Below are 19,514 nucleotides of genomic sequence, written 5' to 3'. Positions count from 1 at the left end.
CCGAGTGGGCTGTGGTGAGTGACTCTGATATATTCATGGATTCGACAATGGAATTCATGAGGGAATATGTTTGATATAAATCCAATAGTATTTTATGCAGCTATATATATGGGGATATTATATAAATTTTGGTATATTTCTATTCCTATAGGGTTACTTTTTGGCTTTCTGGCACTTAAGGTAATTAAAAAGACATTCTCCAAAATATTATTATCAATAATAGCAGCAGGGTTATTAATCCCACCAATATTGGCGGCATTAATATTTTTGGCTATTTATATAATGTATCTAAATCATTAAATCACCAGCCTCGCCAATGCGGGGCTTTTTATTACCTGAATATAGGAAAATGACAATGAGCAGAATTACGATAACAATTAAATAAATACAGTATATCTGTGATATGGCTGGTATATCTTATGAGAAGGTTGAAGAAAGTAGATTGAATGAAGAATATACCATATGTAGTAATTTACAAATTGAAGATGAAGATGGTTACAAATACACGGGGAAAGCTGTTTATTGCACTGATTACTCAGATGAAGGCGCTATGTCTCTGGAGGATAGATAATGCCTAAACACATTCACGCTGATTTAATATCTGAGTACGCTAGATTGTCTCATATTACCGATAGGCCGTGGGAATATTTTGAGATGTTTCATGGTGGTGATTGGTGTCAGTGCTACGCTGAATTAATATTCTGGTCAGATTATAAATACAGACTAAAACCACGAACTATCAAAATCGGGGAATATGATGTTCCTGAGCCTTTAAGATGCGAGCCTGAAATTGGTCAACCATATTTCTTGGTTAGAATAGATTTGATTCAAGGGGCTAGGGAATATAGATGGGATGGAGATGATTGGGACATGATGGTATTAAAATCAGGCTTAATACACCTCGACCGCGAATCAGCCGAACTCCACGCAAAAGCCCTTATTGCTCTGACTCAGAAAAAGGAATAGCCATGGGTGATGTCGGTGATGATTATAGAGTGTGGAGGGAGGAATTAAAAAGACGTAAGGAGGAACGGCATTCAATCAATAGAGATAAATATTCGTCGATTGATATTCCCTACACTATCGATAATAACGGAACTGTTCGTTTTAATACCCCAAAAGGGAAAGTACTTTTTTATCCAACCACAAATAAGTACCAGTATAAGCAAATCGTCAAGCGCGGTTCTTTAGAATCTGCAATTAATTTCGCTAAAAGTCTCGGCGCTAAGTAATCCAACCCCAAAATAACGCATCGTTTTCGCTAACGAGGGCTTCTTACATGCGCAATAACATGTTCGACGGGTGCGCAGTCATACCCAAAAAACCACAAGCAGTCAGGAACCGGCGCGCATGGAAGCGCCGAATTATTCTCTTTCTCATCTCATTAACTGTATTTATTCCTGTTTAATCACAATGGAGAAATAACACATGCGTCTCACAAGATTTGCAGTTAAAAAACGCCACGGCATGGAACAAATAGCGCGAATTGCTCAAGAGAATGAATTAACCGAATCAGAACTTGATGATTTGGTAATTGAAATTAAGTTCAGATTATTGATGGCACGGAGCAAACAACAAACAGCCAAATTTGAAAGGATCCCACTATGAGAAATTTCGGTTATAACACTTATGCCAATTGGGAGCGGGCACGGAACAAAGCAGAAGAGGATGCTGCTTATCAGGAAATGATAGAGGAAGAACGAGGTGAAAAGGCTTACGAATTATATAGCAGCCTACCGGAAGAGCCTGAGGGTGTCTTATCCCCTAAAATGATGGAGATTTTTAGTCCATTAATCGACCAGAATAGCGATGCTCTTGAGTACCTCAATGACCTTTTATATGACCTGTGTTTGCTGGAAATTAAGAGGCGGGAGGCAGCATGAAGCCCGGTATCTATTACGACATATCCAATGAGGATTATCACAAGGGTGAAGGGGTGAGTAAGTCGATGCTGGATGATATAGAAGAAATGCCCGCAGAATTTATATGCCGAAGGGATTCACCTATCGATGAGGAAAAAACAAAAGCTCTGGATATGGGAACCGCACTACACTGTTTGCTATTAGAGCCGGATGAGTTCAGCAATAGATTTATTGAAGCACCTCCATTCAATCGACGCACTAACGCAGGAAAGCAGGAAGAACAGGAATTTCAAAAAGAATGCGCCGATACTGGAAAAATCATCATGGATTATGAACAACATCGGAAGTTAAAGATCATAAGAGATAGCGCAATGGCTCACCCAACCGCAAAGTCACTGTTGGAGATTGACGGAAAATCAGAGTGCAGTATCTATTGGGAAGATTCGACAACAGGGATTTTATGCCGCTCCAGACCCGACAGGCTGGTTGAAAATCATCACTGGATAGTTGATGTAAAAACAACGGCAGACATAAACAGATTCGATAAAACAGCCTATGACTATCGTTATCATGTACAAGGCGCATTCTATTCAGATGGGTATAAGGAAATAATCGGTGAAACACCTACATTCGCTTTTATCGTTGTTAGTACCACCGTGAATTGCGGTCGCTACCCAGTAAGAACTTACATCATGACTGAGCAGGCTAAATCAGCAGGACGCGCAGCCTACCAAAGAAACCTTGCCACCTATGCTGAATGCCTGAGAACAGATGAGTGGCCCGGCCTGCGAGAACTATCACTACCCTACTATGCAAAGGAGCGAAGAGATGACTAATACACCACCGCTAGCGCAAGCTGATTTACAGAAAACTCAGCCACAAACTAAAGTCGTAACCACCAAAGATCAGGCTCTTATTCAGTTCATTAATAAGCCCAGTATGAAGGCGCAATTGGCTGCTGCTTTGCCTAATCATATGACCCCTGACCGCATGATCCGTATTGTCACCACTGAAATTAGAAAGACTCCAGAACTCGCTAATTGTGACATGCAAAGTTTTGTTGGTGCAGTCGTCCAATGTTCTCAGTTGGGACTTGAACCCGGTAATGCACTGGGTCATGCCTATATTTTACCATTTGATAAAAAACAAAAAGAAGGTAATCGGTGGGTAACTGTCAGAACTGACGCTCAGTTAATTATTGGCTACCGGGGAATGATTGATCTGGCTCGTCGCTCCGGTCAGATAGTTAGTATTTCCGCTCGTACAGTCAGGAGTGGCGATAAATTCCATTTTGAATATGGACTCAGTGAAAATTTAACACACGTTCCGGGCGAAGATGAGAACGCACCAATAACCCACGTTTACGCAGTAGCCCGACTAAAAGATAGCGGCGTTCAGTTTGAAGTCATGACATTTAATCAAATTGAGAAAGTCAGAACACAAAGCAAAGCGGGCAGCAATGGACCGTGGGTATCTCACTGGGAAGAGATGGCGAAAAAAACCGTAATTCGTCGCCTGTTTAAATATCTACCTGTGTCTATTGAGATGCAAAAAGCTGTCGTTCTGGATGAAAAAGCAGAAGCAAATATCGATCAAGAGCATGCTGCAATCTTTGAAGGTGAATTCGAAGAGGTACAACAGGATGGACAAGGAACCGAATAAATATTTTGAAGGTAAGCCGTGTAAATTAGGTCATACAGCAAGGTATGCAAAAAATAATTGCTGTGTTCAGCGCCATAGGGATTCAGATAAAAGGAGACGGGAAAAAAATAAGAAAAACCCGCCTGCGGAAATTTCCAAAGGGAAAGTATATTGCGAAACTGATTTCACTCACGAAGTCCTTATTCTGGGTAACCTGAATAGTCATTTAAAACACGCAGGCCTTAATCACAGCAATACCCCAACCATACTATCTACGTGATTTAACCAATTCTAACCCTACACCCTATCACTACGCTGCTGCGCGGCGGGAGGATTATTATGCATATCGAAACATCGGATGTCGCTAAAATACAGATCACGGATGTACCACGTCATGATCCTATTCATGTTTATCTGGAAGATTACGGTAATAAGATGGGCCGGATAACAATCTCTGAATATGGTAACTCATGGTCTGCATTCTGGCCTGCGATGGGCTGCTCGTTATCTGATTTTGTTCTCAAGGCTGATAACGGGTATCTCATTGGATATCTTGCTCCCGCGCTAAACATTGATAGTCCAAAATACAAAAGGATGGATTCTCGTTTAAATGCTGTGAAAGAAGCATTGAGGAGATTGCATATATAGCAACTCAATTAGACATCAGTTTTAACACCTGTCACTTCGGCTGGTTTGATACTGATATGTGTAAGAAAGCAGAGAGTATATGCAGGAGAATTAATAATGAACAATGATGTGATTAGAGACATAAATACAACATTAGAATCAGCCGAGAATTTAAAAGCAGCAGGAGCTAATGAAATAACATTGGATTTAGACTCATACATCACGATATTAAAACGTCTCGCAAAATATGAAAATATGGAACCCGCCGGCCATTTCATCGTTAGTGGAGATGGTTTTATCGGCGAAGTTTTTCATGAATTCAATAATGACCCCGATGTATTTAAGCTCTACCGTCATCCAAACAAATAACGAGAAGTAATATGGACTACAGTCAATTATCAGATTTTGAAATTAACAAGCTAGTAGCTGAAAAATTCAACTTATCACAATGTATTTTTTGCGCCAATGATTCAGAAGAAATGATATGGAATGTTTCATCAGGTGATAATTATGGTGGCTTTATCAGTAAACGAGGCCGGGCATTCGATCCCTGTAATAATCCATCAGAATCTATGCCAATAATTATTAAATATGGAATCAGTCTTATATTTCAGGACAGAAAGTTTCATTATGCAAGTAATGATGGTGAAATAGAGTGCTTTCTTGATAATCCATATAAAGCAGCAATGGTTATATTTCTGCATATGAAGGACATGGAGAATGAAATATAGCCTCATATTGGCTGATCCCCCGTGGCAATATAATAACGTTGCCAGTAACGGAGCCGCTAATAACCACTATACCACCACTGATTTTTATTCCCTCACCCGACTTCCCATAGAACAAATAGCCGCTGAAAACTCTGTGCTCTGCATGTGGTATACGGGAAATTTTGCACTGGAAGCCATCAAGCTATCTGAGGCATGGGGATTCACGGTCAAGACTATGAAGCTGTTCACATGGGTCAAGCTGAATAAGTTAGCAATGGATCGCATAGATAAAGCCATTCAGGAAGACAAGCTGTTCGATAGCTGGGATTTCATGGAGCTGCTTAATACTGAAACACGGATGAATGGTGGCAATTACACTCGCAGCAACTCAGAAGATATGTTGATCGCCGTTAGGGGTAATGGACTACCCCGACAAAGTGCCAGTGTGAAACAGGTTATTTATTCATGCTTAGGTGAGCACTCACAAAAGCCGCGAGAGGTTCACCATAGACTTGAGCAATTATACGGTGATGTACCCCGCATTGAATTATTTGCCCGTGAGACAGTCGAGGGCTGGGATTTATGGGGCAATGAATCACCCCAAAATAATATCGAATTTATTAGTGAGGTTAAATTCATCACCGATGACTAACGAATTCGAGAACGCAAGGAGGAAGGTGGCAAGGGATTGCCTTAAGGAACTGAAACAGCATCCAAAACGTACAGCTCAACAAACCAACCAAATACTCACCAAGCACCTACCCCGATTTAAAACCACTATGTCGTCATATCAAAAGAGTAAGTTCCTGCCTGTGATGTGGCTGAGATATTACGTAGATATGATTGATAAGGAGATGAGATGAATTTCATTATTCGCGGTATCTTCATGTCGAAAAAAAGGAGATAATTATGGAACGCCACGATTACACCCTTATTACCGACACGGAGCTAATAGAGCTGACCGGGTATCAAAAACCATACAAACAGTGTCAATCACTAGAAAAAGCCGGTATTTTCTTCATTAAACGCCCCGATGGACGACCTCGCACTACGTGGGGTCATTTTAACAATCCTATCTCCAGGCTTTCTGACTCAACCTCTACTGAAGAACCTGATTTTGGAGCAATATAGCATGGCCGGAAAAAGGAAAAACCCAGAAGATAACTGGATGCCACCGCGTGTATTTCGAGGTCGGTCTGCCTATGAATTTAAGCACCCGGACGGGCGTACTATCCGTCTGTGTGCTCTGGATACTGATAAATCAGTTGTATGGAAGCATTACGAAAAATACCTCCACGATGAGAAAAATGTTTTTAATTATGAGTCACTCACAAATCATTTCTTACGCTCTGCTGATTTTATAGAACTTGCAGCAGACACACAGAAAGATTATCAGAAATACGCCAGAAAAATTATTCTTGTCTTTGGCAAAATGAACCCTGATAACATTAAGCCAGAGCACATTAGAAAATATATGGATAAGCGGGGCTTAAAGAGCAGAACGCAAGCTAACAGAGAGAAATCCTTCATGTCGCGAGTATTCCGCTGGGGATATGAGCGAGGATTGGTTAAAGGCAACCCCTGTAAAGGTGTTAAGCAATACCGCGAAAACACGCGTGAACGTTACATTACTGACATGGAGTATCAGGCACTTTATAACTCTTCCCCTCTTATTATTCAGGTTGCTATGGAATTGGCTTATCTTTGCTGCGCTAGACAGAAAGATATCTTAGAGCTTCGTAAAGATCAGTTAATGGAAGCCGGTATTTACATCAAGCAGCATAAGACAGGAAAGAAGCAAATCAAAGGATGGTCAGAGAGATTAAGGAAGACTATCAAAATGGCTGAATCTCTTCCACGAAAAGAAGGTATTCATAGTCTATATGTTCTCCATCAAGATAATGGAAAAAGGTATACCAGAGATGGATTTAATAGTAGATGGTTCAAGGCGAAAGAGACTGCTACTAAACAATTTCCAGAATTAGATTTTAATTTCACTTTTCACGATCTGAAGGCGAAAGGTATTTCTGACCTTGAAGGAACACTACAAGAAAAGCAAGTTATCTCCGGTCATAAGAACATCGGTCAGACTGCCAGATATAATCGCAAGGTGGAAATAGTGCCTGTTGTAGGCAATCAAAAAAATGGAAAGAACAAACACCAAGGGAGTTAAAGTACCTTGTGTCTGATGCTTATAAATGTTCAGAACATAAGTCATTTTTAACCCGTAACATGTTGTTTTTATTACATGAGAAAAATCCCTTATGTTCTGAAAAAAATAACAACGAATTGATTTTTAAGTAAATATATACTGATTTAAAATCCCTCGGCTGTAAGGCTGTGCGGGTTCAAGTCCCGCCCTGGGCACCAAATTAAAAACCACTGATAAAACAGTGAGTTGGGGAATAAAAAAGGCCACCGCAAGGTGGCTTTTTTCTTTGATCAAAATCACATTCCTAATATTATCCTAATATCCATTCCTAATATTTTGGCAGCAAAATTGGCAGCAGTGATGTTTTCTTCTCGCGCGCTGATCGACAAAAAACAGTAGAAATTTATTTTTGATTAAATAGTCAACGTTGAAAACATAACAACGATATTGATGTTTTGAGTTATGGGTATCATTTGAAATAACGCAGAGATTTGATTAATGGACGAAGAAAAATTAGAACTGGCATACGTTCCTGCCTTGATCTTACTCCTTGTACATGCTCAGAATAAAAAAGGGACTCCTTTGACCAGAGAGGAAGTCGAAGATATTCGTGATAATGGTACATGCATAGTTTGCCCTGTTTCGGTAAACCAAGCTATGGATGAAAAAAGAGGCTACTCGGATATTAACCCGGATTATGTATGGAAAGAGTGGCAGGAGTATTTAGAGTCAGTGCAAAATTAATCCCTGCATCAAATCCTACATCGATTCATGTATACTCATCTATAATGGATAAAATCAATTGATTAAGGCAGCAGTATATGATCCCCAAAAAAATTCACTACGTGTGGGTAGGTAATCAACCAAAACCCGAGTTGGTACTTAAATGTATAGATAGCTGGAAGAAACATCTCCCTGATTATGAAATCATCGAATGGAACAACGAAAGATTTGAAGAAATCAAAAATACATACTCAGAACAAGCATACCAGAATAAAAAATGGGCGTTTGTTTCTGACTACATTAGACTCTATGCTCTTTACCATGAAGGTGGAATCTATTTAGATACTGATGTAGAGATTACCAAAAACATGGATGAGTTCTTACAATTAGATTTTTTTAGTTGTTATGAAAAAGGCGACGAATACTACCCTATCACTTCAGCGGTCATGGGAGCAAAAAAGAAAAATGCTATTATTGGTGATTTATTAAGTCAATATAATGATCTATATTTTGAAACAATTAATGGATTAGATCTGGAAACCAACATAATAAAAATAACATCTTATTTTAAAAGTGAATTCAACTTATTACCCCCATATGATGGAACAAAAAAAACCTATTTAAATGATAACTCAATTATTTATCCATCTAATTATTTCTGTACTCCTGAATTAGGTATGATAAATTTTGCAATACATCATTTCAATGGTTCTTGGTTACCCTCTCATTCCCGCAAAGATAAATTAAAATTTTATAAAAATAAACTAATTTTCTCTCGTTTCATTAGATTAAGAGATACAGGAGAACCTCAAGTATCATCAAAGGAAAAAGTACTTTTCAAAATCCCCGTATCAAAAAATAAACAATATGTATTAATAATGAAAAGATAATGGTTCATATTATGAAAATATTTGTCATTAATATTAAAAGTAATTTAGACCGCAGATTAGCTATACAGCGACAAGCAGACACATTGAGCTTACACATTGAGTTTATAGATGCTGTAAATGGTGCTGAGTTAACTGATTGTGAAGTGTCAAAGTTGGTATATGACTACCCTAACTGCAGATTAACCAAAGGTGAAATTGGTTGCGCTTTAAGTCACTTATTCATATACGAAAAAATTATTAAAGAAAAAATTTCTCATGCTCTCATCTTGGAGGATGATGCTATATTATCTGATAATATTCATAATGTCATATCAGAGATAGAAAATATAGATAATATAAAAAAGCCTAATGTATACTTACTCAACAAAGCCGAAAAATATGTTAATAACAGAAAGGTCGAAGCAAAAGAATTGCATATATATCAAGCATATGAAGCCAGCGGCACGTATGGATATTTGATAAATAAAATCGCGGCGAAAAAATTATTAAAAGAATTAAAGCCAATAAAATATGAAGCTGATATGTGGGGTATATTCAAATTTAGACACTTTATAAATGTGTACTGTATTATTCCACATGTTATCAGTACATTTGATCTAGATACACTTAGTTCTTCAATAGAGACAGAGAGATCTTCATTAAAAAAAGAAAGAGAATCATATCGTCATAAATTAAAGAAGCAAGAGCCGAATTATCAATTTTATAGACTGAAAGATTTACTCCTTAAAAAATTCATCTATGAAATAAAAGAATTATCTTAGTATCATATAGAAAGCCCACATGGGCTTTCTATCATATCCAATATATTAATCTATCACCCAAATTTCCCCCATCTTCCATGATGAATCTTGACAAGTCGCACTTCGTCCATCTCCAGCTAATGTAAAGATATGAAATTGTGGGTAGCCACCAGCATACCAAGAAACTTCATATTGCCATCCACCAACTGGAAGAATGACAGCTGGAGCAAACCAGCCAGAACCATTACCTCTAAATAATAAATACTTACCCCTGACATCTTCAGTAAACCCAACATTCTCCCATTTTCCCCAACTTCCAGAGAAAACCCTACGAGCATTCACCCCAGCCCCTTTAAGTTGGTATCGGCTGTTAGATTCTCCTTTTGTATAACTTTCTCCTCTCAGTGCATAATTTCCTGCTAGTTGATAATTACCAGCTGGTTGGTAGTTTCCTTTAGATTGATATTTCCCATCCGACTCTGGCTTAGTGTAACTCTCTCCTTTCAAGGCATAATTCCCTGCAGGGGCATAGTTACCTTTTGATTCATATCGACTGTTACTTTCCGCTTTAGAATAGCTATAGCCATTCTCCAGATATTGGCCTTTGGGTTGATATTTCCCATCCGACTCTGGCTTCGTATAACTTTCGCCTTTCAACGCATAGTTTCCGGCAGGGGCATAATTGCCTTGAAGTTGAAAACGGGCATCCGATTCTTCTTTGCTATAAGCCCCCACCTCATCAGCAGTCAGATCAGCTTTTAGTTCTACCCATGCATTCCCTGCTTTTGGCTCTTCTTTGTTGTTCTCAATGCGGGATTGCCAGAGTTTCTGCTTATGGTAAACCAATCCACGCAGAGGATAAGGTTGGCCCTCCATTGTCCATTGCGCCGCGCCAAAGGTCTGGATATCTCCCACGGCTTCGGTAATATCGTGGAAAATACCATTCATCTTTTCACGTTCGATATTCATGGCAGCAGGATCTTCGTTTGGATCAAGTCCATATCCACTACCATAACCTTGAGCATATGAAACAGTACCATCTTCTCGAGGCTGATCAGGAATAGAAACTCTATCTCCCTGCGCTGCAAAGGGAACTTTAAATGTTTTTGTCATGAGATTAGGCTCCGAAGTAGCTGTTGAAGAAATTGGCATGTGAGTAGCCAAAGCCAAAGATATTACTGACACTGTTTTCAGCTTGATTTAGTGTGACAGTTTGTTTTTTCCTGATTGGAGTATCAGGAAATACATTATCTTTTTTCGTCGCCTTATCAGGTTTACTATCTTGAGTATTCATATATAACCCTCATTTAATCAACAAAGTATTTTGCTAAGTAATATGAAGGCGGTGTGGTCATTTCCGCCCGTAAACATCAAATTGGGTTTATCAACACGGAACTTTCTGTTTTAATAAATTTTTGTTAGTGATGTAAGAATTTATCTTTTTATAGCAGAAGGATGTCATATAAAACATTAATAAAATTTATTTCGACAATAATGTCCAATGAAACACCTCGTGATATTTGTGGGTAACCATATTGTGATTGGAGTTAATATAAAAACTGTTATTATTAGTGATACACCAGCTGGCTTATCCACTGTTAGTATTTCTGCATTAAAAAAATGCCAAGTGAAATAATATCAATATATCTCACTTAGCTCATATCAAATTTATTATTGCTTTGTAAATCAGGGTATGACTAATGATTTTGATTCTTACAAAGGAAAACTATAATATTACGAAAAAATAAAATGCCATAATTAATTAATCAGCCAAATCTCCCCTATGCTCCATGAAGAATCCTGGCAACTTGCACTTCGCCCATCACCTGATAATGTAAAAATGTGGAATTGTGAATTACCACCAGCATACCAAGAAACTTCGTATTGCCACCCACCAACAGGCAAAATTACAGCAGGGGCAAACCAACCTGAAGCATGACCTTTAAACAACAAAAACTTACCTCTGACATCCTCAGTAAAGCTTGCACTACCCCATTTGCCCCAGTTACCAGAGAAAATTTTGCGGACATTCACACCCGCACCTTTAGGTTGGTATCGCTCATCAGATTCGCCTTTTGTGTAACACTCCCCCCTAACCGCATAATTCCCTGCCGGAGCATAGTTTCCAGCAGGTTGATAATTGCCACGAGGCTGATATTTCCCATCGGACTCCCCTTTCGTGTAGCTCTCCCCCCGCACGGCGTAATTACCTGTTGGCTGGTAATTACCCTGTGGCTGGTACTTAGCATCTGATTCGGGTTTAGTGTAACTTTCGCCTTTCGGGGCATAACTACCAGCAGGCGCATAATTGCCTTTCGGCTGAAAACGCCCGTCACTTTCGTCTTTAGAATAGCTATAACCGGCAGCCAGATAGTTACCTGTCGGCTGGTATTTACCATCTGATTCTGGCTTGGTGTAACTCTCCCCTTTCAGCGTATAATTCCCGGCAGGTTGATAGTTGCCTTTCGGTTGAAAACGATTATCAGACTCTTCTTTGCCATAGCTGTACCCCGCAGACGTATAGTTGCCCAATGGCTGAAAGCGTTGGTTGGCCTCCTCTTTGTTGTATGCTCCAACCTCTCCGGCAGTTAGGTCGGCTTTGAGTTCAAGCCAAGCATTGCCTGCTGCGGGCGCTTCTTTGTTATTCTCAATACGGGATTGCCACAATTTTTGCTTGTGATACACCAGTGCCCGTAACGGATAAGGCTGTGCTTCTACTGCCCATTGCGCCGTACCGAACGTCTGTATTTCTCCCACGGCTTCCGTAATATCGTGGAAAATCCCGTTCATTTTCTCGCGTTCGATATCTTTCGCTGCCGGATCGGTATTCTGGTCACGCTCGTAATCGTAACCGTAGCCCTGCGTATAAGATACCGCGCCGTCTGGCTGGACTTCATTAGGTATAGCGACCCTGTCCCCTTGCGCAGCAAAGGGGGTTTTAAAGATTTTAGTCATGGATTTAAGCTCCGAAGTTACTGCTTAAGTAGTTGGTGTGTTTTTTACCAAAGCCAAAGGCTTTTTTCGTGACGACACGGAATTTGACGCCGACACCGGAAGGTCGGGGCATCAGGTCAAAGTTTTCCAGTAAGACCCGTAACTGCTCGTCAGGATTGAAGTTAAAAACGTAATACATATACGTCATATCCAGCGGATCGAGCACAAAGACCTTGCTGTCATCACGCCAGAAAAAGCGTTCTAAAAAGGTATTGATGTTAACTACTGTCGGGCTTTGCGTCAGATTGAAGTAGCGCATACGGATAATCAGTCGCTTTTGCCCGGAGGTTAATTGCAGGGTGTAATCACTGTTACGCCGGAAGTTGCCCTTAAAATTACGTTTCTTACCAAAGCCCACACCGATTTTAGTTTTATCACTGGGGGCCACATCAATTCCCAGTGACACATCCAGAATTCGCGCCCAGACCGCCAGCCCGAAATCATTGGCGGTATCGATATTGAACACATCCCGATACCAGTTAAGCCAGAACGCCACATGGCTTTGTTCAAAATAGGCGGCTTTGTGGTACGCCAGTGTGTTGAGTTTCGGAGCGTTTTCGTACTGCCAGAGGATGGCGCGCAGCAGATCAGAATGAAAATCAAAAGACTGTATTTTCATGTGACCACCACCTGCACTGAGCCGCGATGCAATCGGGCTACTTCGTTAAGTTTGATGGGAATTGTCCCCATTAACCAGTGCTGGCCATCGGTGGACAACTCCACTTTGGTGATAAACAGTCGCGGTTCGATGCTGTTAATAGCAGCGGAAATTTCAAACGGTGACACTTCCCGCCCGACGACCAGACCGCTATCACCGTCCAGTTCACCCCGTACCCACTGCTCGACAGCAGCGGGAATAAGGCTTTGGGCATCCACCGTCGATTTCTTCACGGTCACCCGGCAAAAAACGATTTTCTCCGTCGGTCTATCAAAGCGAATTTCATATTCCTGCCCGCTCACCCGTTCGGTGACAATCACCACTTCCTGCCCGTTATAGGCTGCCCCAATGGTTTTGGTACGCAACAACGCACGGGCAATGGCTTCCCGGTCGCCACCCTCCACGCAAACATACACGCTGTGGGGCAGCAGTTTGATACCATCAAGGGTGAGTATCTGTGCGGTCGCGTTTTCCCGGTAAGAAAGCGAGTTCACCCCTTCCAATTCGTACAGGGAAGACGTGATCGCTTCGCCCACGCTGACGGTATTTCTGGCCAGTGTCTGTTTACGGCGACGCCGGGCACTGATATCCGATTCGGCTTCACGCCCGACAACGGCATGAGTCGGATTTTTGACAGTCTCCCAGCCCAGAATCGAACTGGCCACACGCTCAAGGTGTCCGGCTTTGCATTCGATACTACCCGGTTCAACCGCCCGCATATCACCGGTGGTTTTGCCGTTCTTGCCGATAATCAGAGTACTGATCGTTTCAAATCGTGCGCCGGTCACCGATTCCGCCTGTGACCCTTTCGGGATCACCGTATCAGGTACGCCGCTAAATTCTACGTTACTGAGATAAGACCGTGTGGCGGAAAAACGCCCGCCCCCCATCAGTGCCCAGATCGCATCTAAAAAGAGTCCACCGGCAATGTCCGGGTTTATCTGGTTGGCGAGTTCGGCATTGTTACGCACCATGGCATCACGGTTCTCAATCTCCATCGTCACCAACACACCTTGCGGAGTTTCCGGTGACAGGTCGATATCCTGACCAAATGCAGCGTAAAAGTCATTTTCCACCCCGCTGCGTAACTCTGCCGTATCCGGCACAATCACGCCCTGCCGGGTAACGTAGTGATAATCAGCCATTGAAGGTAAAACTCCCATAAATAGAGCGGATAGTGGTGAGATAACGCAATGTGTTATCAGCAATCGTGGCTTCAAACGAAACCACCTCTTCCACACCCGCCACTTCGTGCATGCGTTCACGGAACGCCGCTTCAAACATTGGAATATCAGCTTGCCGACCAAACACGGTTTTCCAGTACGGCAATCCTTTATCGACTTTATGCAACATTTCCCCGCGCAGGGCACGGGCATAGTGAGTGCAGAGGTTCCTGACTGCTTGTGCGTTTTTACACAGTGACAGGTTGCCATCATTACCCAGCACCAAATCGTTATTGGCATCCACCGCAAAAGTGATCATAACGGTGCTCCTGTATGGCTATCACCGGTGTGAACACCACTGTGTTGGTGGGTATCTCCGATATTGCATCCGTTATGGTGCATCGTGCCGCCATAAGAATCGCTGTTACCATTGACCGCATGGTTGCCATTAATCATGACATTGCCGGTGAATATCGTTTCAGGTGCGTTAACTTCAAATTTAGGCGTGTCCAGTACCGCCTTATCCTTGTGCAGTGACAAACAAACGCTGCCATCCATTGACTGGATAACCAAGGCATCGATATTTTTGCCCTCAATCACCCAGCCTTTCAGGGTATCGGGGAAAAACATCGCATCACTGAACGAATGCAGCCGTGCCGTGTTCGGCTGGTCTTCCTGTCCACCGCGCTGGCAGATCAAGCTGATATCCCGGTCGTTGGCTTTTAACCAGCCAAAATCACCGGGCTTGATGGGAACGCGCAGAAAAAAGCCCCCGCCGCCAAAACGAAATACCGGGATATTCTGCACCGGTGCGCGGGATATTGTCTGTCCTTCAGTGGTGGCCATCATTACCAGCGGTTTAATGACTGCACGGTTGGTGTGCTCATCATAACTGACCACCGTGGCAGGCAGCATATCTTCCACATTGAGCAGCAGATTGCGGAAAGCCGCCATAAATTGCCCCGCCAGACTACCTTCACTGGCGATATCGCTATTGGGTTGGTTCATGTTTACGCTCGCTTACAGGTGGCGGTGTAGAAAAAGGCATCATCGTGGGAGGCAATATCAAATTTCAGTTGCTCAATAAGGTAATCGCCGTTCAGCGATTTATTCAGTTTGCTGTCAAGGCGCAACATACCGCCCAAAAAAGATTCACCATCAATCAGAAAACTGACGTCTAAGCCCTTTTCAGTGGCTTTAGGAATACCCACCATGCCCGACTTCATATTCAGGATACGCAGGCGATTCTTCAGCGCTTTATCACTGTCTTTGACGTACAACACATCATCATCAATAAAAGCTTTGACACCGCCGGATTCCTGCAAGCGGGCAATTTGTGACAATGCCGCGCCACAGTAGTACCAGTTAGCAATGTTTTTCTCGCTGGCCTGAAAATCCAGTTTGACCTTGCAGTCATTGGCGATCCCCTGTGCAATCTCAGACAGCTTTTTGATGGCTCCGCCACTGGATGAGACGATATCACCGCTACGGCTGTTGCCTGTTTTGGCTTTCAGCGTCAACGTGACATCGGGTGGTGAGACAATTTCAGCACTGACAATATCACCGACAAATACCCGAAACAGTCCGGTATTCACCCGACCGGCTTCGAGTATCAAACGGCGCGGTTGTTTGTTTTTAGTGTAGGGACTGGTCTGAGTGAGAAGGTAATCGCGGGTATCGCTGCTCAGACCATCAATCTTGACCGAACATTCATTTTGTAGCGGATTGGCGTATTTGGTGCCGGAAGCTGAGATGCGCATGCCTTCGTACCAGTTGAGCCGCCCGCTGACTTCAATCCCCAGCCGGATGCGTCGCAGGTCTATCATCATCACTCCAATAAATAAGCGTTTGGGTCGATTCGAACTGTTCCCACCAGGGCAGTTCATCCTGTTCAGTCAATAAGGAAAAATTACCGGTCGAACCGAGGTAGGCATAAGGAATTAATGGGGCATTGGGCATTAACCGGCTGCCCTGAATAATCATCACATCATCACGCTGAATATCGCACAGCATCATGTTTCTGGCGGCTTTGAGGGTGATCACCCAATTGGTGTCACCAAGCGTCACGGCCAGCCGTTGATTGGGAATGGCCCGTAACGGGATTTCACGCATATTAACCTCCGCTATTGTTTTGTCCCGAATAAGCCCTCACCATCCATGATTTTAGTGGCGATGGATTTTTTCTTACCCTCAACGTCTTTAGTCTGGACATTGCCCCGATTGACCGTGCCGGACTGGGCTTTTTTCGCCACCCGACGTGGTGGCAGCTCGCCGTATTCCGGTTCGATGGTGCGCCATTCGGCAAAGCGCAGCGATAACTTAATCGCATCCGCCATCTCCGGCACTTCGTCATGATACAAATTAGTCAGGATCATCGGCTGATAGGTTTTCACCCGTGTCTGGATACCTACCAGTTGGTGCGTATCGTAAGCCTGCTGCATGGCGGCAAAGTGGTTCTTGAGTTCGCCGGTGAGCAGCACCTCCATACCAATCTCCACCGCTTCAATCACAATATGGTCACTGCGGGTTTCGCCGTTCTCCACCTGAAACTTCGTCACCTTATGCTCATCACGCACACTCACCTGCAAAGGATTGGCTGATTCAAACAACGTGACAAACGTGTCCACATTAAAAATTTTCACCTCAGTGATCATTTCTCCACTCCTGTCGCTGTTTGTTGGCCTAAGTCTTTCAGTTGGTTATTCAGCTCACCTTTCATATCCTTAACGACGCCTTGGGCATCCGTGGCTTGTGTGGTGATAGTGATTTCGCCGATTTGGGTATTGGTTTCATGAGTCTGGTGCGACTGGTTGCTGATAGCCTGACTGGTGACCGGATTAAGCGGGTTATTAGATGCGGCGGTCAGGCTCTGGTTCAGTTTATCGATATCGGCTTTCAGGGCTTGTTTATCATCGGCGTTGATATTATCGGGTTTCGGTGGTTTGGTCGTGATCTCACCCGCGTCATTGATGGAACGCTCAACCAGCTCCACTGTCTTATCCTCACCAAAGCCAAACCAACCCTTGACGGTACTGAGACCTTTAGATACGGCATCCAACCCTTTGCTTATCCAGCCAATGACTTTTTTCACCTGTTCCCACATCCATTCAAATGCCCCCACAACGGCATCGGACACCGAATCAAAGACACCGCTGAACTGTTTACCCCATGCCAGTAAATCCGTCATGGAACTTAACAGCCAGTTAATAAATTGAGTGATTTTCTGATCCATCGTATTGAACGCATCAATGACCAAATCGGCGATAAATTTCACTATCGCCTTCAGGTAGCCAAACAGCATTTTCCACGTTTCCCACAGCAGCATGATCACTTTCTTCACCATCGGGTACTTATCCAGTATGCACCCGATCATCGAATCATTGCCCTCAATAAAGTTCATAATGTCGTCATAAACAAGAGCAAAGGCCGCCGCCAGCAACGCAATAGCGGCAATAATCGCCAATATGGGCCAGGTGGCTGCCAGTGTCGCCGCCGCAGCTGACAGCATCGGCGGCACGTAATAGGCCGCAACAGCAACGCCGATAGCCAGAAAAAAGCCAATAATGAGGTGCTTGTTTTCTTTGCAAAAGCCGATAAACCGGGAAAGCCAGTCCATGCCTTTAGCGAGAACGGGAATGACCATTTCCAGAAAGCTATTTTTGAGCAGGCCCGATGATTGCTGAAACTTGTTCATCGCCGCATTGAATTTGACCGATTTTTCGATGCTCTCTTTGGTGATGCCTGCGTACTCTTTCTGGATCCCCATCACCCGTTCCAGCTCTTTACGGCCTTTCATCATCATTTCGACGGTTTTGTCATCGGAGACGCCCAATCCGACCAGTGTTGCCTTGGCTTTGTCAAACTTCATGCCCTTGACTTTATCGGCGGTGGTCAGGATCTTCTCCATCTTGTGGGTCGTGTTGCCGAAGGCCTGTGACATCGCCTCAAGGTCAGCCTGCGCCGCTTCACGCGAGCCGCCCAGTTCTGCCATTGCACCACCAAACGCATCAACATCCTCCGTTGCTATGCCGATTTTCTTGCCGAGTTTATCCAGTGCTTCAATTTCTTGTGAACGTGACACCGCATCAGCAAAAATCCCACCGATACTCATCACGATACCGACCGCACCCAGGGCTTTGGTCGCAAATCCTGCCAAGGATTCACCGGCAGTTTTGTATTTGCTGTCAGTCTCAGTCAGCGCACGTTGAAGATGATGTTGGGCTTTGGCTTCATCAATCGCCGCCTGAATGCCTTTAGTCCGCATCGTTTCGACAAACCGGGCATAATCAGCTTGCAACACGTCTACAATGGCATTCACCGCTTCTTTCGCTTTGACGTTCTTTTTCTCGGCATCCGTCAGGCTATCCAGTTCACCATTGAGCGTACTCAATTCCCCCTGTAACTGATCATACTGTGCCGTCAGTTCAGTCACGGTTGTCCCGCTGTCCTGTAAGCCGAGACTGGCTTGCTCACGCTGACTGTCCAGTGTGGCAAGCACCGTTTCCAGTTCGCTGATCCGGGTGCGTACTGCGTCCAGTTTCTCCTGCGTATCATGAATATTGACATCAATATCAAGCGATTCTCCGCCCGCAACGGCTTGCAATGACGTTGCCAATGCCTGCACAAACTGACCAAACCCGCCCGCACCGGCTTCTGCTGCCTGTTGTACCTGCCGCATATCAGCAAGCATGTCATCGGTCGAACGACGGAATGATTCAAAGGCAGCATCAGCCTGACGGGTATCAAATTCAAATACCTGCACAAAGGTATCTAACAATGACATACATTACCTCGCTGTTGACGCGGCTAACGCTTCGTTATAACGGTTGGTGATGGCGATCTCCCACAGGTCAAACGCCTCTTCCAAATCTATGGACGTTTTGAGTTCGGTGAGGGTGGCGTAGCCTGCGCTGACGATAACGGCAATGAAGCCATCAGCGTTTTGATAATCGACGGGAGTGAACCGCTGATTTTGTCCAGCAGAAAGGGGAGGAAACCGCGGCTCCCGTCGGTCCCGAAAAAACTGGTGTTGTACCTCAGCATTTCCAGTTCGAGGCGGATCAATGCTTCGCCATCCGGCACATGGTTATCAATCAGGGTCTGGGTTTTCAGCAAAATTTCGTCACCATCACGCTCAACCGCCACATAGCGCATCATCTTCAGCATCGCCTCATGACTGATAGCGTAATCGCCAATTTTCGGCGCATTGGACAGCGGGTATTTCGCCAGAATCTCGCGCCCGATGGTGGCTGGCAGTCGGCTGATAATAAAGGTATGTTCCTCACGGTCGGCATCCGTGATAACGATGGTTTTGGGTTTAATTAACATAACGGTCTCAAATCAGAAAAGGCGGA

28 protein-coding genes are annotated in these 19,514 nt (G+C 43.6%); 16 read left to right on the top strand and 12 right to left on the bottom strand.

Annotated features, from left to right (window positions below; all coding sequences use genetic code 11):
* Positions 1–66 precede the first annotated feature (66 nt).
* The 16 genes from AACS92_RS02895 (at position 67) to AACS92_RS02820 (ending at position 9,366) form a co-directional block, all read left to right on the top strand.
* A complete protein-coding gene (locus AACS92_RS02895; RefSeq protein ID WP_099109863.1) occupies positions 67–300 on the top strand; it encodes a hypothetical protein in 234 nt (77 codons plus the stop codon).
* 270 nt (positions 301–570) lie between these two features.
* Positions 571–966 (top strand): hypothetical protein, encoded by a 396-nt coding sequence (locus AACS92_RS02890; RefSeq protein WP_099109862.1) that lies wholly within the window; start codon positions 571–573, stop codon positions 964–966.
* 2 nt (positions 967–968) lie between these two features.
* The gene (locus AACS92_RS02885) at positions 969–1,232 is read left to right on the top strand and encodes a hypothetical protein (RefSeq protein WP_099109861.1); all 264 of its coding nucleotides are present in this window, start codon (positions 969–971) and stop codon (positions 1,230–1,232) included.
* 196 nt (positions 1,233–1,428) lie between these two features.
* On the top strand, positions 1,429–1,608 hold the full coding sequence (locus AACS92_RS02880; protein ID WP_099109860.1) for a hypothetical protein: 180 nt from the start codon (positions 1,429–1,431) through the stop codon (positions 1,606–1,608).
* Positions 1,605–1,883, top strand: coding sequence for a hypothetical protein (locus tag AACS92_RS02875; protein WP_099109859.1), 279 nt, complete (start codon positions 1,605–1,607; stop codon positions 1,881–1,883). The genes AACS92_RS02880 and AACS92_RS02875 overlap by 4 nt, the downstream gene beginning before the upstream one ends.
* Positions 1,880–2,698: a PD-(D/E)XK nuclease-like domain-containing protein gene (locus AACS92_RS02870; RefSeq protein WP_099109858.1), complete on the top strand. Its 819-nt coding sequence runs from the start codon at positions 1,880–1,882 to the stop codon at positions 2,696–2,698. Before AACS92_RS02875 ends, AACS92_RS02870 begins: the two co-directional genes overlap by 4 nt.
* On the top strand, positions 2,691–3,524 hold the full coding sequence (gene recT, locus AACS92_RS02865) for a recombination protein RecT (protein ID WP_099109857.1): 834 nt from the start codon (positions 2,691–2,693) through the stop codon (positions 3,522–3,524). The genes AACS92_RS02870 and recT overlap by 8 nt, the downstream gene beginning before the upstream one ends.
* Before the next feature lie 318 nt (positions 3,525–3,842).
* Positions 3,843–4,151, top strand: a complete 309-nt coding sequence (locus AACS92_RS02860; protein WP_099109855.1) for a hypothetical protein — start codon at positions 3,843–3,845, stop codon at positions 4,149–4,151.
* 96 nt (positions 4,152–4,247) lie between these two features.
* Positions 4,248–4,499 (top strand): hypothetical protein, encoded by a 252-nt coding sequence (locus tag AACS92_RS02855; RefSeq protein WP_099109854.1) that lies wholly within the window; start codon positions 4,248–4,250, stop codon positions 4,497–4,499.
* Positions 4,500–4,510: 11 nt separating this feature from the next.
* The gene (locus AACS92_RS02850; RefSeq protein WP_099109853.1) at positions 4,511–4,861 is read left to right on the top strand and encodes a phage protein NinX family protein; all 351 of its coding nucleotides are present in this window, start codon (positions 4,511–4,513) and stop codon (positions 4,859–4,861) included.
* A complete protein-coding gene (locus AACS92_RS02845; RefSeq protein ID WP_099109852.1) occupies positions 4,851–5,492 on the top strand; it encodes an MT-A70 family methyltransferase in 642 nt (213 codons plus the stop codon). Before AACS92_RS02850 ends, AACS92_RS02845 begins: the two co-directional genes overlap by 11 nt.
* A 257-nt stretch (positions 5,493–5,749) precedes the next feature.
* Positions 5,750–5,971, top strand: coding sequence for a DUF4224 domain-containing protein (locus tag AACS92_RS02840; protein ID WP_099109850.1), 222 nt, complete (start codon positions 5,750–5,752; stop codon positions 5,969–5,971).
* A 1-nt stretch (position 5,972) separates the two neighbouring features.
* On the top strand, positions 5,973–7,013 hold the full coding sequence (locus tag AACS92_RS02835; protein ID WP_099109849.1) for a tyrosine-type recombinase/integrase: 1,041 nt from the start codon (positions 5,973–5,975) through the stop codon (positions 7,011–7,013).
* Between the two features lie 477 nt (positions 7,014–7,490).
* Positions 7,491–7,736 carry a hypothetical protein gene (locus AACS92_RS02830; protein ID WP_099109848.1) on the top strand — a complete coding sequence of 82 codons (246 nt, stop codon included), beginning with the start codon at positions 7,491–7,493 and terminating at the stop codon, positions 7,734–7,736.
* Positions 7,737–7,813: 77 nt separating this feature from the next.
* Complete coding sequence (locus AACS92_RS02825) at positions 7,814–8,605, top strand: glycosyltransferase family 32 protein (RefSeq protein WP_099109847.1); 792 nt, start codon at positions 7,814–7,816, stop codon at positions 8,603–8,605.
* A gap of 11 nt (positions 8,606–8,616) precedes the next feature.
* Positions 8,617–9,366, top strand: a complete 750-nt coding sequence (locus tag AACS92_RS02820) for a glycosyltransferase family 25 protein (RefSeq protein WP_193756918.1) — start codon at positions 8,617–8,619, stop codon at positions 9,364–9,366.
* Positions 9,367–9,411: 45 nt separating this feature from the next.
* Here the strand turns inward: AACS92_RS02820 and AACS92_RS02815 are convergent, their stop codons facing one another.
* The 12 genes from AACS92_RS02815 to AACS92_RS02760 all read right to left on the bottom strand — a co-directional run bounded on the left by AACS92_RS02815 (position 9,412) and on the right by AACS92_RS02760 (position 19,488).
* Positions 9,412–10,458, bottom strand: a complete 1,047-nt coding sequence (locus AACS92_RS02815; RefSeq protein ID WP_099109845.1) for a hypothetical protein — start codon at positions 10,456–10,458, stop codon at positions 9,412–9,414.
* A gap of 4 nt (positions 10,459–10,462) precedes the next feature.
* Complete coding sequence (locus AACS92_RS02810; protein ID WP_193756917.1) at positions 10,463–10,639, bottom strand: hypothetical protein; 177 nt, start codon at positions 10,637–10,639, stop codon at positions 10,463–10,465.
* A gap of 464 nt (positions 10,640–11,103) precedes the next feature.
* A complete protein-coding gene (locus AACS92_RS02805; protein ID WP_241537931.1) occupies positions 11,104–12,300 on the bottom strand; it encodes a hypothetical protein in 1,197 nt (398 codons plus the stop codon).
* Positions 12,301–12,304: 4 nt separating this feature from the next.
* A complete protein-coding gene (locus AACS92_RS02800; protein WP_099109844.1) occupies positions 12,305–12,958 on the bottom strand; it encodes a DUF2612 domain-containing protein in 654 nt (217 codons plus the stop codon).
* Entirely contained in the window at positions 12,955–14,142 is a 1,188-nt protein-coding gene (locus AACS92_RS02795; RefSeq protein ID WP_099109843.1) for a baseplate J/gp47 family protein, read from the bottom strand. Before AACS92_RS02795 ends, AACS92_RS02800 begins: the two co-directional genes overlap by 4 nt.
* Entirely contained in the window at positions 14,135–14,479 is a 345-nt protein-coding gene (locus tag AACS92_RS02790; protein WP_099109842.1) for a hypothetical protein, read from the bottom strand. The genes AACS92_RS02795 and AACS92_RS02790 overlap by 8 nt, the downstream gene beginning before the upstream one ends.
* Positions 14,476–15,168 carry a Gp138 family membrane-puncturing spike protein gene (locus AACS92_RS02785; protein ID WP_099109841.1) on the bottom strand — a complete coding sequence of 231 codons (693 nt, stop codon included), beginning with the start codon at positions 15,166–15,168 and terminating at the stop codon, positions 14,476–14,478. The genes AACS92_RS02790 and AACS92_RS02785 overlap by 4 nt, the downstream gene beginning before the upstream one ends.
* 2 nt (positions 15,169–15,170) lie before the next feature.
* Positions 15,171–15,986 carry a baseplate hub protein gene (locus tag AACS92_RS02780; protein WP_099109840.1) on the bottom strand — a complete coding sequence of 272 codons (816 nt, stop codon included), beginning with the start codon at positions 15,984–15,986 and terminating at the stop codon, positions 15,171–15,173.
* Positions 15,952–16,272 carry a phage baseplate plug family protein gene (locus tag AACS92_RS02775; protein WP_099109839.1) on the bottom strand — a complete coding sequence of 107 codons (321 nt, stop codon included), beginning with the start codon at positions 16,270–16,272 and terminating at the stop codon, positions 15,952–15,954. The genes AACS92_RS02780 and AACS92_RS02775 overlap by 35 nt, the downstream gene beginning before the upstream one ends.
* Positions 16,273–16,283: 11 nt before the next feature.
* Entirely contained in the window at positions 16,284–16,814 is a 531-nt protein-coding gene (locus tag AACS92_RS02770) for a phage baseplate protein (protein WP_099109838.1), read from the bottom strand.
* Positions 16,811–18,943: a hypothetical protein gene (locus AACS92_RS02765; RefSeq protein WP_099109837.1), complete on the bottom strand. Its 2,133-nt coding sequence runs from the start codon at positions 18,941–18,943 to the stop codon at positions 16,811–16,813. Before AACS92_RS02765 ends, AACS92_RS02770 begins: the two co-directional genes overlap by 4 nt.
* 86 nt (positions 18,944–19,029) lie before the next feature.
* A complete protein-coding gene (locus tag AACS92_RS02760) occupies positions 19,030–19,488 on the bottom strand; it encodes a hypothetical protein (protein WP_099109836.1) in 459 nt (152 codons plus the stop codon).
* Positions 19,489–19,514: the final 26 nt, after the last annotated feature.

Origin of the sequence: Xenorhabdus sp. KJ12.1, from assembly GCF_963876495.1 — a bacterium.
GTDB lineage: Bacteria > Pseudomonadota > Gammaproteobacteria > Enterobacterales > Enterobacteriaceae > Xenorhabdus > Xenorhabdus stockiae.
The sequence above is the reverse complement of the archived record's forward strand: the minus strand, read 5'-3'. Positions and strand labels throughout refer to the sequence as shown.

What these genes read in the sequence shown, in the direction of transcription:
- AACS92_RS02895 (WP_099109863.1), top strand. Translation starts at nt 67, where the DNA reads ATGTTTGATATAAATCCAATAGTATTTTATGCAGCTATATATATGGGG.
- AACS92_RS02890 (WP_099109862.1), top strand. Translation starts at nt 571, where the DNA reads ATGCCTAAACACATTCACGCTGATTTAATATCTGAGTACGCTAGATTG.
- AACS92_RS02885 (WP_099109861.1), top strand. Translation starts at nt 969, where the DNA reads ATGGGTGATGTCGGTGATGATTATAGAGTGTGGAGGGAGGAATTAAAA.
- AACS92_RS02880 (WP_099109860.1), top strand. Translation starts at nt 1,429, where the DNA reads ATGCGTCTCACAAGATTTGCAGTTAAAAAACGCCACGGCATGGAACAA.
- AACS92_RS02875 (WP_099109859.1), top strand. Translation starts at nt 1,605, where the DNA reads ATGAGAAATTTCGGTTATAACACTTATGCCAATTGGGAGCGGGCACGG.
- AACS92_RS02870 (WP_099109858.1), top strand. Translation starts at nt 1,880, where the DNA reads ATGAAGCCCGGTATCTATTACGACATATCCAATGAGGATTATCACAAG.
- recT (WP_099109857.1), top strand. Translation starts at nt 2,691, where the DNA reads ATGACTAATACACCACCGCTAGCGCAAGCTGATTTACAGAAAACTCAG.
- AACS92_RS02860 (WP_099109855.1), top strand. Translation starts at nt 3,843, where the DNA reads ATGCATATCGAAACATCGGATGTCGCTAAAATACAGATCACGGATGTA.
- AACS92_RS02855 (WP_099109854.1), top strand. Translation starts at nt 4,248, where the DNA reads ATGAACAATGATGTGATTAGAGACATAAATACAACATTAGAATCAGCC.
- AACS92_RS02850 (WP_099109853.1), top strand. Translation starts at nt 4,511, where the DNA reads ATGGACTACAGTCAATTATCAGATTTTGAAATTAACAAGCTAGTAGCT.
- AACS92_RS02845 (WP_099109852.1), top strand. Translation starts at nt 4,851, where the DNA reads ATGAAATATAGCCTCATATTGGCTGATCCCCCGTGGCAATATAATAAC.
- AACS92_RS02840 (WP_099109850.1), top strand. Translation starts at nt 5,750, where the DNA reads ATGGAACGCCACGATTACACCCTTATTACCGACACGGAGCTAATAGAG.
- AACS92_RS02835 (WP_099109849.1), top strand. Translation starts at nt 5,973, where the DNA reads ATGGCCGGAAAAAGGAAAAACCCAGAAGATAACTGGATGCCACCGCGT.
- AACS92_RS02830 (WP_099109848.1), top strand. Translation starts at nt 7,491, where the DNA reads ATGGACGAAGAAAAATTAGAACTGGCATACGTTCCTGCCTTGATCTTA.
- AACS92_RS02825 (WP_099109847.1), top strand. Translation starts at nt 7,814, where the DNA reads ATGATCCCCAAAAAAATTCACTACGTGTGGGTAGGTAATCAACCAAAA.
- AACS92_RS02820 (WP_193756918.1), top strand. Translation starts at nt 8,617, where the DNA reads ATGAAAATATTTGTCATTAATATTAAAAGTAATTTAGACCGCAGATTA.
- AACS92_RS02815 (WP_099109845.1), bottom strand. Translation starts at nt 10,458, where the DNA reads ATGACAAAAACATTTAAAGTTCCCTTTGCAGCGCAGGGAGATAGAGTT.
- AACS92_RS02810 (WP_193756917.1), bottom strand. Translation starts at nt 10,639, where the DNA reads ATGAATACTCAAGATAGTAAACCTGATAAGGCGACGAAAAAAGATAAT.
- AACS92_RS02805 (WP_241537931.1), bottom strand. Translation starts at nt 12,300, where the DNA reads ATGACTAAAATCTTTAAAACCCCCTTTGCTGCGCAAGGGGACAGGGTC.
- AACS92_RS02800 (WP_099109844.1), bottom strand. Translation starts at nt 12,958, where the DNA reads ATGAAAATACAGTCTTTTGATTTTCATTCTGATCTGCTGCGCGCCATC.
- AACS92_RS02795 (WP_099109843.1), bottom strand. Translation starts at nt 14,142, where the DNA reads ATGGCTGATTATCACTACGTTACCCGGCAGGGCGTGATTGTGCCGGAT.
- AACS92_RS02790 (WP_099109842.1), bottom strand. Translation starts at nt 14,479, where the DNA reads ATGATCACTTTTGCGGTGGATGCCAATAACGATTTGGTGCTGGGTAAT.
- AACS92_RS02785 (WP_099109841.1), bottom strand. Translation starts at nt 15,168, where the DNA reads ATGAACCAACCCAATAGCGATATCGCCAGTGAAGGTAGTCTGGCGGGG.
- AACS92_RS02780 (WP_099109840.1), bottom strand. Translation starts at nt 15,986, where the DNA reads ATGATAGACCTGCGACGCATCCGGCTGGGGATTGAAGTCAGCGGGCGG.
- AACS92_RS02775 (WP_099109839.1), bottom strand. Translation starts at nt 16,272, where the DNA reads ATGCGTGAAATCCCGTTACGGGCCATTCCCAATCAACGGCTGGCCGTG.
- AACS92_RS02770 (WP_099109838.1), bottom strand. Translation starts at nt 16,814, where the DNA reads ATGATCACTGAGGTGAAAATTTTTAATGTGGACACGTTTGTCACGTTG.
- AACS92_RS02765 (WP_099109837.1), bottom strand. Translation starts at nt 18,943, where the DNA reads ATGTCATTGTTAGATACCTTTGTGCAGGTATTTGAATTTGATACCCGT.
- AACS92_RS02760 (WP_099109836.1), bottom strand. Translation starts at nt 19,488, where the DNA reads ATGTTAATTAAACCCAAAACCATCGTTATCACGGATGCCGACCGTGAG.